This is a genomic window from Longimicrobiaceae bacterium (assembly GCA_035696245.1).
Lineage (GTDB): Bacteria > Gemmatimonadota > Gemmatimonadetes > Longimicrobiales > Longimicrobiaceae > DASRQW01.
In genome coordinates this window covers 1-12,595 of sequence record DASRQW010000547.1, presented here as the reverse complement: position 1 = coordinate 12,595, position 12,595 = coordinate 1, and the positions used below count along the sequence as shown (strand labels likewise).

The 12,595-nt window shown below is 71.1% G+C and carries 15 protein-coding genes; 13 read left to right on the top strand and 2 right to left on the bottom strand.

The features are described 5' to 3' along the window. Window positions 1-210: 210 nt before the first annotated feature. The 8 genes from VFE05_24380 to VFE05_24345 all read left to right on the top strand — a co-directional run bounded on the left by VFE05_24380 (window position 211) and on the right by VFE05_24345 (window position 6,632). On the top strand, window positions 211-999 hold the full coding sequence (locus VFE05_24380; GenBank protein HET6233236.1) for an enoyl-ACP reductase: 789 nt from the start codon (window positions 211-213) through the stop codon (window positions 997-999). Beyond that, on the top strand, window positions 996-1,574 hold the full coding sequence (locus tag VFE05_24375; GenBank protein ID HET6233235.1) for an HAD family hydrolase: 579 nt from the start codon (window positions 996-998) through the stop codon (window positions 1,572-1,574). Before VFE05_24380 ends, VFE05_24375 begins: the two co-directional genes overlap by 4 nt. A gap of 151 nt (window positions 1,575-1,725) precedes the next feature. Then, window positions 1,726-2,085 (top strand): iron-sulfur cluster insertion protein ErpA, encoded by a 360-nt coding sequence (gene erpA / locus VFE05_24370; GenBank protein HET6233234.1) that lies wholly within the window; start codon window positions 1,726-1,728, stop codon window positions 2,083-2,085. A 352-nt stretch (window positions 2,086-2,437) separates the two neighbouring features. Then, window positions 2,438-2,851: a hypothetical protein gene (locus tag VFE05_24365; protein ID HET6233233.1), complete on the top strand. Its 414-nt coding sequence runs from the start codon at window positions 2,438-2,440 to the stop codon at window positions 2,849-2,851. A 174-nt stretch (window positions 2,852-3,025) separates the two neighbouring features. Further along, window positions 3,026-4,105: a quinolinate synthase NadA gene (gene nadA / locus VFE05_24360; protein ID HET6233232.1), complete on the top strand. Its 1,080-nt coding sequence runs from the start codon at window positions 3,026-3,028 to the stop codon at window positions 4,103-4,105. Between the two features lie 428 nt (window positions 4,106-4,533). Then, window positions 4,534-4,983 carry a peroxiredoxin gene (locus tag VFE05_24355; protein HET6233231.1) on the top strand — a complete coding sequence of 150 codons (450 nt, stop codon included), beginning with the start codon at window positions 4,534-4,536 and terminating at the stop codon, window positions 4,981-4,983. Beyond that, a complete protein-coding gene (locus VFE05_24350; protein HET6233230.1) occupies window positions 4,976-5,662 on the top strand; it encodes an MBL fold metallo-hydrolase in 687 nt (228 codons plus the stop codon). The genes VFE05_24355 and VFE05_24350 overlap by 8 nt, the downstream gene beginning before the upstream one ends. 85 nt (window positions 5,663-5,747) lie before the next feature. Continuing rightward, a complete protein-coding gene (locus tag VFE05_24345) occupies window positions 5,748-6,632 on the top strand; it encodes a hypothetical protein (GenBank protein HET6233229.1) in 885 nt (294 codons plus the stop codon). 90 nt (window positions 6,633-6,722) lie between these two features. Here the strand turns inward: VFE05_24345 and VFE05_24340 are convergent, their stop codons facing one another. Then, complete coding sequence (locus VFE05_24340; GenBank protein HET6233228.1) at window positions 6,723-7,034, bottom strand: type II toxin-antitoxin system PemK/MazF family toxin; 312 nt, start codon at window positions 7,032-7,034, stop codon at window positions 6,723-6,725. 22 nt (window positions 7,035-7,056) lie between these two features. Then, the gene (locus VFE05_24335) at window positions 7,057-7,311 is read right to left on the bottom strand and encodes a hypothetical protein (GenBank protein HET6233227.1); all 255 of its coding nucleotides are present in this window, start codon (window positions 7,309-7,311) and stop codon (window positions 7,057-7,059) included. Window positions 7,312-7,548: 237 nt separating this feature from the next. On the opposite strand from VFE05_24335, the gene purN reads away from it, so the two are divergent. From purN to VFE05_24310, 5 genes are all read left to right on the top strand, one after another. Continuing rightward, window positions 7,549-8,259 (top strand): phosphoribosylglycinamide formyltransferase, encoded by a 711-nt coding sequence (gene purN, locus VFE05_24330; GenBank protein ID HET6233226.1) that lies wholly within the window; start codon window positions 7,549-7,551, stop codon window positions 8,257-8,259. Between the two features lie 54 nt (window positions 8,260-8,313). Next, window positions 8,314-9,900 carry a bifunctional phosphoribosylaminoimidazolecarboxamide formyltransferase/IMP cyclohydrolase gene (purH, locus tag VFE05_24325; GenBank protein HET6233225.1) on the top strand — a complete coding sequence of 529 codons (1,587 nt, stop codon included), beginning with the start codon at window positions 8,314-8,316 and terminating at the stop codon, window positions 9,898-9,900. 283 nt (window positions 9,901-10,183) lie between these two features. Further along, a complete protein-coding gene (locus VFE05_24320) occupies window positions 10,184-10,687 on the top strand; it encodes a DinB family protein (protein HET6233224.1) in 504 nt (167 codons plus the stop codon). Between the two features lie 255 nt (window positions 10,688-10,942). Then, entirely contained in the window at window positions 10,943-12,112 is a 1,170-nt protein-coding gene (gene larC / locus VFE05_24315) for a nickel pincer cofactor biosynthesis protein LarC (GenBank protein ID HET6233223.1), read from the top strand. Between the two features lie 88 nt (window positions 12,113-12,200). Further along, a partial coding sequence (locus tag VFE05_24310; GenBank protein ID HET6233222.1) for a hypothetical protein occupies window positions 12,201-12,595 on the top strand: 395 nt, incomplete at its 3' end.

Genomic DNA, 12,595 nt, shown 5'->3' with positions numbered 1-12,595 from the left:
GGCGGGCCCCCTCCCCCAGCCCCTCCCCCAAAACTGCCTGGGGGAGGGGAGCCTGTTGGAGGCGGGGCTGGGGCGGTGGCGAGGTGGCCGGGGACCGCGGGTCTACCCGTCAAGCGTCGAGGCGCATCTCACGAGAACCAGACGAGTGCTTCATCCGGTGGCCGGGCAGGAAGGGGCGGCGCCGAACCCAACAACCCGAAAGTCAGAGCAATGCCTGAGAATACGGCGCTGTCCGGCCTCCTCGCCGGCAAGAAGGGCCTCATCGTGGGTGTCGCGAACCAGAACTCGATCGCCTGGGCGTGCGCGCGGGCGCTCGCGGGGGCGGGGATGGAGCTCGCCTTCACGTACCAGGGCGAGACCATGGCCGACCGCGTGCGGAAGACCACGTCCGAGCTGGGCGACGTGCGGCTCATGGACCTCGACGTCCAGAGCGACGAGCAGATCGAGGCCGTGTTCGCGGACCTGGCGCAGCGCTGGGGGAAGCTGGACTTCCTCCTCCACTCGGTCGCGTTCGCGCCCAAGGCGGCGATGGCGAACCCGTTCCTGGAGACCACGCGCGAGGACTTCTCCACCGCGCACGACATCAGCGCGTACTCGCTGGTGGCCCTCACGCGCGCCGCGGCGCCGCTGATGACCGGCGGCGGCAGCGTCGTGGCGATGACGTACTACGGCTCGCAGAAGGCGGTCCCCGGCTACAACGTGATGGGCGTGGCCAAGGCGTCGCTCGAAGCGTCGGTGCGCTACCTGGCCGTGGGCCTGGGCGAGCGCAACATCCGCGTGAACGCCGTCTCGGCCGGCGCCATCAACACGCTGGCGGCGCGGGGCGTGGCGCACTTCCGCGACCTGATGAAGGTCACCGCCGAGCGCTCGCCGCTCAAGCGCACCGTGGAGCCCAGCGAGGTGGGATCGACCACGCTGTTCCTGGCATCGGACCTGTCCACCGGCATCACCGGCGAGACGATGTACGTGGACGCGGGCTTCAACATCACCGCGGGATGAGCGAGGCCGCGGCGGGGCAGGGCGGGCGGCGCGCGGTGTTCCTGGACCGCGACGGCACCATCATCGTGGACCGACACTACCTGGCCGACCCGGCCGGGGTGGAGCTGCTGCCCCGCGCGGCCGAGGCGATCGCCCGGCTGAACGCCGCCGGCCTGCCGGCGCTGCTCGTCACCAACCAGTCCGGCATCGGGCGCGGGTACTTCACCGAGGAGCAGTACGCCGCGGTGCACGCCCGCCTCCAGGCGCTGCTGGCGGAGAAGGGCGCGCGGCTCGACGCCGAGTACCACTGCGCGGAGCCTCCGGACGAGACGCCCGAGGACAGCTGCCGCAAGCCGGGCATCGCCATGTTCGCGCGGGCGGCGAAGGAGCACGGGCTGTCGCTGGAGGGCTCGCACTTCGTGGGCGACCGCCTGCGTGACGTGATCCCGGCCCGGCGCGCCGGGGGCGTCGCCATCCTCGTCCGCAGCCCGGAGAGCGAGATCGAGGAGGCGCGCGAGCTGGACTTCATCACCGTCGCCGATTCGCTGTGGGACGCCGTGGAGGCGATCCTGGGCCCCGCGGCGCCTCAGGGCTGAAACGATTGACGCGGGGGCGGGAATCGGTATCTTTAGCATCGGAAGATGCAGCACGTGTGCGCAGCGATGCGGAACCTGCTGCGCCGCAAGTGTATAGCTACGCCGTCTCCGCGCGATTCCCGCGCGTTCACCTCATCATGCGGGGGAAGCAATGCAGCAGACCGAGACCGCCACCAGCACCAGCCCGGTGAGCCTCACGGCGACCGCCGCCGCCGAGGTCCGCAAGTACATGGAAGACCAGGGCGCCAGCGAAGGCGCGGGCCTGCGCGTGGGCGTGCTGCCCGGCGGCTGCTCGGGCTTCCAGTACGGCCTCAACATCGAGGACGAGGCCGGCGAGGAGGACATGATCCTCGAAGTCGAGGGCATCCGCCTCTTCGTGGATCCGTTCAGCCTCCAGTACCTGGCCGGCGTGGAGATCGACTACGTCTCCACCTTCCAGGGCTCGGGCTTCACGTTCAACAACCCGAACGCCACCGGCGGCTGCGGCTGCGGCAGCTCGTTCACGGCGTAGGCACGGCCGGGCGGGACCACGAACAGAGCGGGGGCCCGTGGGATCGTTCCCACGGGCCCCTTGCGTTTGGGTGCCCTCTGATACGATGCTACGTCATAGATCAAAACAGGACGCTGGAAGCGACGGCCTGCCGGCGGGCGACGAGCCCTTGTCCACGCCCGGCGCTCGGGCATCGCGGCGCCGATCCGGTGGACGGTGGATACACGGCGGACCGGCGTTTCGGCAGATGCGTTCCGTCCGAGCTCGGCCGTGGCGGGATGCACGCGAATCCGCGGCGATCCGCGTTGAAAATGACTGCTCCGCCGCACTCCGCGTGTGTGCGCACCTGGAACTTCGCAGGAAAGAACGTCCCATGTCGCTCGAACATCCCAGCCTCGACGTGAGCATCGGCGCCTCGCTGGATCGCCCGTTCTGGCTCCACCAGGGCTGGATCCGGGCCATCGAGGACGTCTGGCTCTCGGTGGACTTCGACCCATCGCAGCCCCCGCCGCCCGAGGGCATGCAGACGGGCGACGCGGCCTCGGTGCTGCTGCGCACGTACCGCTGGGGCAAGGCGTGGAAGCCGGGAGATGGGGAGCACGCCTTCCGCCTGGGCACCGCGCCGGGCGACGAGCGCTCGTTCTGCTTCGAGGGATACGAGATCGAGCTGGTGGACCTGTCCGCCAGCCGCCGGCCCGCCGCGCCGTGGAAGCAGACGTGGGCCGCCCGCCTGCGCGTGACCCGCATCCCCGGCGAGCCAGACCCCCGCCAGCCCTTCGCGGACTGATCCGGAAGCTCCACTCGGCCGGAATGATCTCCAATCGAGAACGGAAACGCTCTCGTTGTGAGAACATTCCGGCCGGAACAGTTGTACAAAGGGGACGAACCCGTTACCATTGTGCCGCTTGAACCGGCATACGCGCCCGTCCGGCGCCGGAACTCGGACCCCGTGGAGGCTGCCTTGATCCAGATTTCCGACGCTCTGCGCACCCCGCTCGAATATGCCCGCCTGCCCCGCGAGGAGCTGGCGGACCGCATCCGCCGGCGCAAGGCCGAGCGGAACGCGGTGATCCTCGGCCACAACTACCAGCGCGTGGAGATCCAGGAGGTCAGCGACTTCCTGGGCGACTCGCTGGGCCTGTCGCAGGAGGCCGCGGCCACCGACGCCGACGTGATCGTCTTCTGCGGCGTGCACTTCATGGCCGAGACGGCGAAGATCCTCTCGCCCGGGAAGACGGTGCTGATGCCGGACCTGCGCGCCGGCTGCCCCATGGCGGACTTCGTCACGGGAGATGCGCTGCGGCTGCTCAAGGGCCGCTACCCGGACGCGGCCGTGGTCGCCTACGTCAACTCCACCGCCGAGGTGAAGGCGGAGAGCGACATCTGCTGCACGTCGGCGAACGCCGTGCAGGTCGTGGAGTCGCTGCCGCGGGAGCAGACGGTGCTCTTCGTGCCCGACCGCAACCTGGCGCGCTACACGGCGGAGAAGACCGGCCGCCCGTACGTGGTCGCCGGAAGCGAGAGCGGCCCGGTGGAGCCGGGCTCCATCGTGGCCTGGGACGGCTACTGCTACGTGCACGACGACCTGGTGCTCGACGAGCTGGCCGCCGCGCGCAAGAAGCACCCGAACGCGCTGGTCGTCATCCACCCCGAGGCGCGCGCCGAGCTGCTGGAGCAGGCGGACTTCGTGACGTCCACCAGCAAGATGGTGCAGATCGCCGAGGAGCACGACGAGCTCATCATCGGCACGGAGCGCGGGCTGATCGACCGGCTCAAGCAGCGCTTCCCGGAGAAGACGCTGGTGCCGCTCTCGGGCGCGGCCATCTGCGGCAACATGAAGGTGAACACGCTCGCCAAGCTGGCCTGGTGCCTCGACAACCAGCAGCACGAGCTGGTGCTGGACGAGGAAGTCCGCGTCCGCGCCGAGCGCTCCCTGCGCCGCATGCTCGACCTCTCCGGCGGCTGGCGTCCGCTCTCGCAGGAGGAAGAGGCGCTGGAGCGCGCGGGACTGGCGACGACCGTCGGCTGCGGCTGCGCCTGACCCTCGGCGCGGAACAACGTTCGGCAGATGGGCGGCTTCCCGTGCGGGAAGCCGCCCATCTGCGTGTGAGGCCAGGACGACGGTTGGGAGGCGCGAAGACCATCGGCCGATGACCTGCGCCGCATCGGCAGTGGCGCGCGGGGTGGCACCGGTTCGCATCCGCCGATATGTTGCTCGCCGCCGGGAGCCGCTGCCGTGCATCCACCGTTTCTCCGCGTCGAAAGACGAGGGTGCAGGGCCGGACGGCGGCGGGCTCTGCGCAGCGTGCGTTCGGTGCCACGGTGCGGACGGGCGTACGGAGTGGCGCAAGGACGGAAATCCAGCATCTTGGGGCCGTTTCCCGGATGTGGGCGTCGTGATCCGTTGCCTTTTGGGACGCTCCGCACCATTCTTCAATCACCACCCCACAACACGATCGGGAGGACCGGATGGCCGAGACCCCCACGCCGCTCGCGGTGGGCGAGCAGGCGCCCGCCTTCACCGCGCGCACCAGCGACGGCGGCACCGTGTCGCTGGCGGACTTCCGCGGCAGGCAGTCCGTGCTCCTCATGTTCTACCCGCAGGACGACACCCCTGGCTGCACGCGGCAGATGTGCGCCGCGCGCGACGAAGGCCGGGACTACGAGGCGGCCGGTGTGGCGCGCTTCGGCGTGAACCCCGGCAGCGCCGAGAGCCACCGCGAGTTCGTGGACAAGTACACGCTGGACTTTCCGCTGATCGTGGACCAGAGCGGCGAGATCGCCCGCGCATTCGGCGTGATGCGCGACGACGGCGAGGTGAGCCGCGCTACGTTCCTCGTGGGGACGGACGGCCGGATCGCGTACTCGGCCGCGGGCGCGCACGGGGCGGGCGAGGTGCTGGAGGCACTGCGTGGCTGAGCATCCATCGGCCGGGGGCGACGCGCACCCGCCGACCGCAGGCGGGGCGAAGGGGCACGCGACTGTCCGCGGCTTCACCGGCGGCCCGTTCGCGCAGAACTGCTACCTCGTGATCTGCGAGGCCACGAACGCCGCCATCCTGGTCGATCCCGGCTTCGCCACGCCGCAGATGCTGGCCGCGGCGCGCGACAGCGGCGCGAAGGTGGAGGCCATCGTCCTCACCCACGCGCACATCGACCACGTGGACGGGCTGCCGCTGGCGAAGCGCGAGACGGGCGCGCCCATCTACATGCACCCGGCCGACGCGCCCCTCTACGCCAACGCGCCCGCGCAGGCGCAGATGTTCGGCCTTCGGCTGGACCCGCTGCCGCCGGTGGACGCCGAGCTGGCGGACGGCGGCACGGTGCGCTTCGGGGAGTGCGAGCTGGAGGTGCGCTTCACGCCCGGCCACGCGCCGGGGCACGTGACGCTGGTGGGGCAGGGGATGGCGCTGGTGGGCGACTGCGTGTTCCGCGGCTCCATCGGGCGCACCGACCTTCCGGGCGGCGACTACGGCACGCTCATCCGCTCCATCCGCCGGCGCATCCTCACGCTGGGCGACGAGACGACGCTGTACAACGGCCACGGGCCGGAGACCACGGTGGGCCACGAGCGCACCACCAACCCCTTCCTGGTCTAGCGGCAGCACGGCGGCCGACGCGGTCGCGCACGGGGCGGTCTGCCCCGTCCGCGCCGCTCGCCGCGACCCCAACCCACAGGCACTCATGGACGGACCCCGCGCCAGCGGCGGCGAAGGCGACCCCGGCTGGCCTGCGTTCTGGGAGCACTTCCGGCGGCACCGCAGCCCGCCCATGCGCCCGCGCGACGTTCCCGTCGTGGACGACGGCGAGCGGCTGCGCCGTGCCCGCATTCGCAAGACGGCGCAGGACCTGGTGGACGCGCTGGTGCCCGGCGAGCAGCGGCGCGACAAGATGGACTACGCGGCGGCTCTCCTGCTGGTGGCCGAGCTGATCGACGATTTGGACCTGTGTTCCACCTGCGCGCGCAACGAGTGGGAGTGCGCGTGCGGCGTGCCGGAAGAGGCGGAGACGCCCGACGACGGCTTCGGGATGGACCGAGTGGTGATGACGGCACTGGAGTACGCGGGCATCGAGCTTCCCACCTACTGGGAGGGCAAGCCCACGCCGTGCCGCCGCGTGCGCGTGGTTGTGGGCGCGCCGCCGCTGGAGAACTGGTGGTCCGCCGCGCTGGAGGGCACCGTACGCAACGCGGTGGAGGTCGCGGGCGAGGACCGCACCTTCTACGTGGACGACGAGGACGGCACCGCGTGGGCGCTGGTCACCGTGCGGCAGGGCGACCCGTCGGACCACCGCATGACGCTGCCCGTGCGACAGGTGCTGGGCCCGCGCGAGCCGAGCCCGGAGCGCGCGGTCTCTCCCTCCGTGCGGCGCGACGAGCTGCGCGTCCACAACCCCAGCCGCGGCCAGCCGGCAGACGGCACGCTCGCCCGGCAGGCCCGCATGCGCGCCGCCTGCGCGGACCTGGTGGACATCGCCGGGCACCGCGCCAACAGCACCGGCTACCGCGACCTGCTGGACGCCGCCGCCGACGCCATCCGCCGCGAGCGCGAAGCCCTCGACGAGGGCTGAGGCTCGGCGGGGCTGAACCCCGGAAGTACACCTCGAAAAAGAAAAGGCGGGCACCCCACGGGTGTCCGCCTTTTTCTTGCTCGCGGCTGGTCAAGGTACGGTGAGGAAGTACCTGACGATCGTTAGCACTTGGCCCAGGTACCTGGCGTCGACGTTGCCGCACCTCCGCCGCATCCGGACCGAGTCCACGGTCCGCAGCTGATCACAGAGCAGGTAGGTCTCGCGCTCCACGCCGCCCTCGCCGTGCGGGAGGGTGACACGGCCCGGCCGGTTCTTCAGCCGGGTGGTTCCCGGGACCACCATGCACATGCCGGTGCGATTCAACTCGTCGCGCAAGACGACCAGGGCCGGCCGCAGCCCTGCCTGCTCGCTTCCCTCCACCGGCGAGAGTTCACGTACCAAACCTCACGTTGGCGGACTTGCATCAAGGCTCTTCTGGCTCGATGCCGTCCATCAGGCTTGCGTCGAAGCCGCGCCGTTCCGCTTCGACTTCGGCCCATGCTCCAGGATTGTCGCGCAGGTCCGAGTACGCCTGCTCATACTCTTTTAGGAAGAGCTCGCAATCCAGAGCCTCCAAGGCGCGCGCGGTGACCTCGGCGGCTCGCGGATCGTGGAGGCGCTTGTGTAGGTTCCGCAATGCCTGGTGGCCGGGCAACGCTTTGGGTGCAAGTTTTCCCATCCCGATTGCTCCTTTCGCTGCAACCGTCCGAGCGATGAAGGGGCGAGCGCACGGCGTTGTCATCGCTCGCGTCCTTCTAAGCAATCGCGGCAGGCGCCCTTTTGTCAAGGAATTGCATCCACGCTACCATGCTGCAAACGCCGCATCTCCGGATGCCGCGTGTTTGGTTGACGCTCCTGCGGCGCAACGCCTATCTTGCCGCCGTCCGCGCACCCCCACCGGAGGCACGTCTTGCGCATGCCCGCACGCATCGCCGTTCTCGCCTCGGGCGGGGGCAGCAACCTCCAGGCGCTGCTCGACCGGTTGCACGGCGCGCCGGAGCCGGTCGCGCGTGTGGAGGTGGTGGTGTGCGGGCGCGAGGGCATCGGCGCCGGGGAGCGGGCAGCGCGCGCGGGCGTGGATGCGGTGGTGCTCGACGCGCGCGGGATGGGCGCGGAGGCGTTCGACGCGCGGCTCGTGGCCGAGCTGGAGACGCGCGGCATCGACCTCGTCGTGCTCGCCGGGTGGCTGCAGCTCGTCCCGGTCAGCGTCGTGGAGCGGTTCCGCGGGCGAATGCTGAACATCCATCCCGCGCTGCTGCCGTCGTTCGGCGGGCGGGGGATGTACGGCATGCGCGTGCACCGCGCCGTGATCGAGTCCGGCGCGCGCGTCTCCGGCGCCACGGTGCACCTGGTCGACGATCGGTACGACGAGGGCGCGATCATCGCCCAGTGGCCCGTGCCCGTCCTCCCCGGCGACACGCCGGAATCGCTGGCGGCGCGCGTCCTCGCCGTGGAGCACGTGCTGCTCCCGAACGCCGTGGAGGCTTTCGTCACGGGCGGTCCGGTCGATGCGCCAGCGCCCGGCCCGCTCGCGTTCGACCTCGTGCATGCGCCGACGCCCGCGGACGCGTCCATCCGCGCGACCTTGCGGCTTCCACCGGCAGATCCACCTCCGGTGTCGGGCTGACGGCTGAGCGCGCATCTGCGGACTGCATCGCATCTTCCGAGCTTTACAAAGCACATGCCCAGAGCACTGCTCAGCGTCTCCGACAAGACTGGCCTGCTGGACTTCGCGCGCGCGCTGCACGAGCGTGGGTGGACGCTGCTCTCCACCGGCGGCACGGCGCGCGGGCTGCGCGACGCAGGACTGCCCGTCACCGAGGTGAGCGAGGTCACCGGCCATCCGGAGATGATGGACGGCCGCGTGAAGACGCTGCATCCCGCCGTGCACGCGGGCCTCCTCGGCAGACGCGGTCACGCGGAAGACGCCGCGCAGATGGCCGAGCAGGGCTACGAGAACATCGACCTCGTCGCGGTGAACCTCTACCCGTTCCGCGAGACCATCGCGCGGCCGGGCGTCACGCTGGCGGATGCGATCGAGAACATCGACATCGGCGGGCCGTCCATGCTGCGGTCGGCCGCGAAGAACCACGAGAGCGTGTGGGTCGTGGTCGATCCCGCGGACTACGCGCGCGTGCTCGAATCGCTGGACGCGCCGGGAGATGCGGGTCTCGCAGTGCGCCGCGAGCTGGCGACCAAGGTCTTCGCGCACACCTCCGCCTACGACGGCGCCATCGCCGAATACCTGTCTTCCGCTGCCGAAAGCGCTGTGGCTGTGGGAGATGCGAAGCCTTCGGCGGATGCGGGCTTCCCGGCGGACGTGAGGCTGTCGCTCACGAAGGTGCAGGATCTTCGATACGGCGAAAATCCTGACCAGCCGGCGGCATTCTACGCGGAGCGGGGTGGGGAAGGCGGGCTTCCGCAGATGCGCCAGCTGCACGGCAAGGAGCTGTCGTTCAACAACTTGATCGATGTGGATGCGGCGGTGCTCGCCATATCGGCGTGGGCGGGCGAGGAGTTGGCGGCGTGCGCGATCATCAAGCACACCACGCCGTGCGGCATCGCCGTGGGCGGCGACGTGGCGGAGGCGTACCGGAAGGCTCTGATGACGGACCCCACCAGCGCGTTCGGCTCGGTGATCGCGTTCAGCGCGCCGGTGAGCGAGCAGGCGGCGGTGCTGCTGCGGCCCAACTTCGTGGAGGCCATCGTGGCGCCGTCGTTCAGCGAACGCGCGCTGGCGCTGCTTTCCGAGAAGAAGAACCTTCGCCTAATCGAGCTTCCGGTGGGCGCCGCGCCGGCGGACGAGGTGGACTGGAAGCGCGTCCGCGGCGGCTTCGTCGCCCAGCGCCGCCTGGCGATGCGCTTCCCGGAAGACGGCTGGCGCGTCGTCACGGACCGAGCGCCGACGGAGGCGGAGTGGGCGGATCTGCGGTTCGCGTGGCGCGCCGTGGCGACGGTGAAGTCCAATGCGATCCTCATCGCCCGCGAGGGCATGGCGCTCGGCATCGGCGCGGGGCAGATGAGCCGCGTGGACTCGTCGCGGATCGCGGTGATGAAGGCGCGCGACAACGGCTTCGACCTCGCCGGTGCGGCGCTCGCATCGGACGCGTTCTTCCCGTTCCGCGACGGTGTGGACGCCGCGGCGGAGGCGGGCATCCGCGCCATCATCCAGCCCGGCGGCTCCGTGCGCGACGAGGAGACGATCGCAGCCGCCAACGAGCACGGCGCCGCGATGGTCTTCACCGGCCGCCGCCTCTTCCGTCACTAGCCGGCGCCGCATCCGCATCTCCCATCAGCGTTTCGGGAGATGTGAGGCGGTCGACGGAATCTCCGCATCCGCATCTCCCGGCTGCGTTTTGCGGGAGATGTACGGCGGCTGATCCAACCGGAATCCGCCGCCTCCGTCAGGTGCCTCGGTAGATGGGCATCGGTGTTTCGGAGCCGCGGCATCCCGGCCGATTCGCATCACCGCCCTGCATCTCCCGTCAGACCGGCGCCGTTCCGCGCGTTGATGCACTGCCGCGCATCCTCCCCAACGAAACGAATCCCGCATGGACGTCCTCGACCGTCTGCTGGCGCACGACGCGTGGACCACGCGCCAGGTGCTGGACCGCGCCCGCGAGCTTTCCGCCGATGAGCTGGAGGAGAATCTCGGTATCGGCCCCGGCGGCGTGCGGCCCACGCTGGACCACGTGATCTGGAACATGGAGGCGTGGCGCGACGCGCTGGAAGGCCAGCCGCTCCGCGAGCGCCCGGCCGGCGACGACGCCCTGTCGCTCGACTGCCTCTCCGCCCGCCTCGCCGCCGCGGAGACCGCGCTCGCGTCCACCGCCCGCCGCATCCGGGACGAGGGGCGGGCCGACGAGCCGTGGACGGACCCGCGCACCGGCAAGCGCACCGAGGTCACGCTGGGCGGCGTCCTCGCCCACGTGGTCACTCACGGCATGCACCACCGCGCGCAGGTCTTCTACATGCTGCGCCGCCACGGCCTCACCGCCCTGCCGGAGGGCGACGTGCTGAGCTGGGAAGAGCACTTCCGCTCGGGAGACGCGTAGGCGCCGCGCATCTGCCGGCCATCCGTCTTCCCGCATCTCCCGCCGCACCCCCTGCATGCTCTAATCGAGATCCACGCTGGACGGTTTTCGGCCGTGATGAGGCCGAATCAAGGCCCGCGGAGCGACGCGTGGGACGGATCGGAGCGGTGGAGGGCGGCGGAACTCCTTACGCTGCAACGAGGTAGATGGGCGTTTGACGGGCGGGGCGGCGGAATCTACTTTGGATCGCTCTTCCAACCCGCTCCAGAGGATGAATTGCGCGGCCTGATCTTCGACCCGTTCAGCGGGATCAGCGGCGACATGACCGTCGCCGCGCTGCTCGACGTGGGGCTTCCCCTCGAGTGGCTGCAGGACTTCGTGGCGGGCCTGGAGCTGGGCGACATCCGCGTCGGCAGGGAGCGCGTGGACCGCAAGGGCATCGCGTGCACCCGGCTGCTGCTGGAGCTCCCGCACGAGCACGCGCACCGCCACCTGCACCACGTGGTCAAGATCATCGAGGGCACGGGAGCACCGGCGCACGTGAAGGAACGGTCGGTCCATGCGTTCACGCTTCTTGCTGACGCCGAGGCCGGCGTTCACGGCAGCACCCGCGAGCGCGTCCACTTCCACGAGGTGGGCGCGCTGGACGCCATCGTCGACATCCTGTGCTCGGTGGCGGGCGCGGCGGAGCTGGGCGTGGAGCGCTTCTACACGCGGCCCGTCACGCTGGGGCGCGGCTGGGTGGACATGGCGCACGGGCACTTTCCCGTGCCGCCGCCCGCGGTGCTCAAGCTGCTGGGCGGCGTTCCCGTGCGCGACCCGGGCTTCGAGGGCGAGTGCACCACGCCCACCGGAGCCGCGCTGATCCAGGCGCTCACCGGCGGCGCGGAGCCGCCCGCCGTGTTCACCCCGCTGGCAGACGGCTTCGGCGCGGGCACGCGCGACCCGCAGGACCGGCCCAACTGCCTGCGCGTCATCGTGATCGAGGACGGCGAGGGGCAGGGCGAGGCGATGGTGGTGGTGCAGTGCGACGTGGACGACCTTTCGCCGGAGTACGTGCCGCCGCTGGTGGACGCGGTGCTGGCCGCCGGCGCGGCGGACTGCACGGCCACGCCGCTGCTGATGAAGAAGGGCCGCCCCGGCGTGCGCGTGGAGGCCGTGACGGCGCCCGCGAAGCTGGAGGCGGTGCGCGCCGCGATGTTCCAGGCGGGCTCGTCCATCGGGGTGCGCTTCTGGAACGTGCGCCGCGAGACGCTGCCACGGCGCACCGAAACCGTGACGTGGCGCGGCGAAGAGGTCCGCGTGAAGCGCTCGGCCCTGCCCGGCGGGGGCGAGCGCGCCAAGCCCGAGTTCGAAGACGTGGCGCGCGCCGCGGCCCGGCTCGGCATCACCCCGCTGGCCGCGTACCGCGCCATGCTGGCCGACGGCGTGGCCGCCGAGGGGTGACGATCCGGGGCGTCCCCCGCGCCCTGACGAATGCAGTCCGCACGCTCCCGGCGGGAGCGGCATCAATCCCCATCACGGAGGTCGGTCAATGAGATTCGAACGTGGGCTGGTCGTGGCCCTGGGCATCGCGGCGGGCGCCTGCGCCACCACGGGCACCGGCGGCGGCGCCACGGGCCCCAGCGCGGGCGGCGCCGCGGCTTCCGGGCGCGCGGCTTCGGGCCTTCCGCAGGTCACCTGCAACGGCGCCGCCCCCGCGGTGACGTCGTTCGCCAACGCGGCCGAGGGCAGCCTGAACCGCACCATGGTCATCCGCGGCGCGGCGGCGGCCCCGCTGTACCAGGCGGCGCTCACCTCGGCGCAGCAGGGCATCGCGGCCGACGCGAACAACCCGCTGCACTACTACCTGGCCGCGCAGGCGTACGCCGGCATGAACGACCTGACCAACGCCGACGCGATGTGGACCAAGGCCGAGCAGCTGTGCAG

Coding starts and splice junctions, on each gene's coding strand:
- VFE05_24375 (HET6233235.1), top strand. CDS start 996: ATGAGCGAGGCCGCGGCGGGGCAGGGCGGGCGGCGCGCGGTGTTCCTG.
- purH (HET6233225.1), top strand. CDS start 8,314: ATGCCCAGAGCACTGCTCAGCGTCTCCGACAAGACTGGCCTGCTGGAC.
- VFE05_24335 (HET6233227.1), bottom strand. CDS start 7,311: ATGGGAAAACTTGCACCCAAAGCGTTGCCCGGCCACCAGGCATTGCGG.
- purN (HET6233226.1), top strand. CDS start 7,549: ATGCCCGCACGCATCGCCGTTCTCGCCTCGGGCGGGGGCAGCAACCTC.
- VFE05_24320 (HET6233224.1), top strand. CDS start 10,184: ATGGACGTCCTCGACCGTCTGCTGGCGCACGACGCGTGGACCACGCGC.
- VFE05_24380 (HET6233236.1), top strand. CDS start 211: ATGCCTGAGAATACGGCGCTGTCCGGCCTCCTCGCCGGCAAGAAGGGC.
- VFE05_24355 (HET6233231.1), top strand. CDS start 4,534: ATGGCCGAGACCCCCACGCCGCTCGCGGTGGGCGAGCAGGCGCCCGCC.
- erpA (HET6233234.1), top strand. CDS start 1,726: ATGCAGCAGACCGAGACCGCCACCAGCACCAGCCCGGTGAGCCTCACG.
- VFE05_24365 (HET6233233.1), top strand. CDS start 2,438: ATGTCGCTCGAACATCCCAGCCTCGACGTGAGCATCGGCGCCTCGCTG.
- VFE05_24345 (HET6233229.1), top strand. CDS start 5,748: ATGGACGGACCCCGCGCCAGCGGCGGCGAAGGCGACCCCGGCTGGCCT.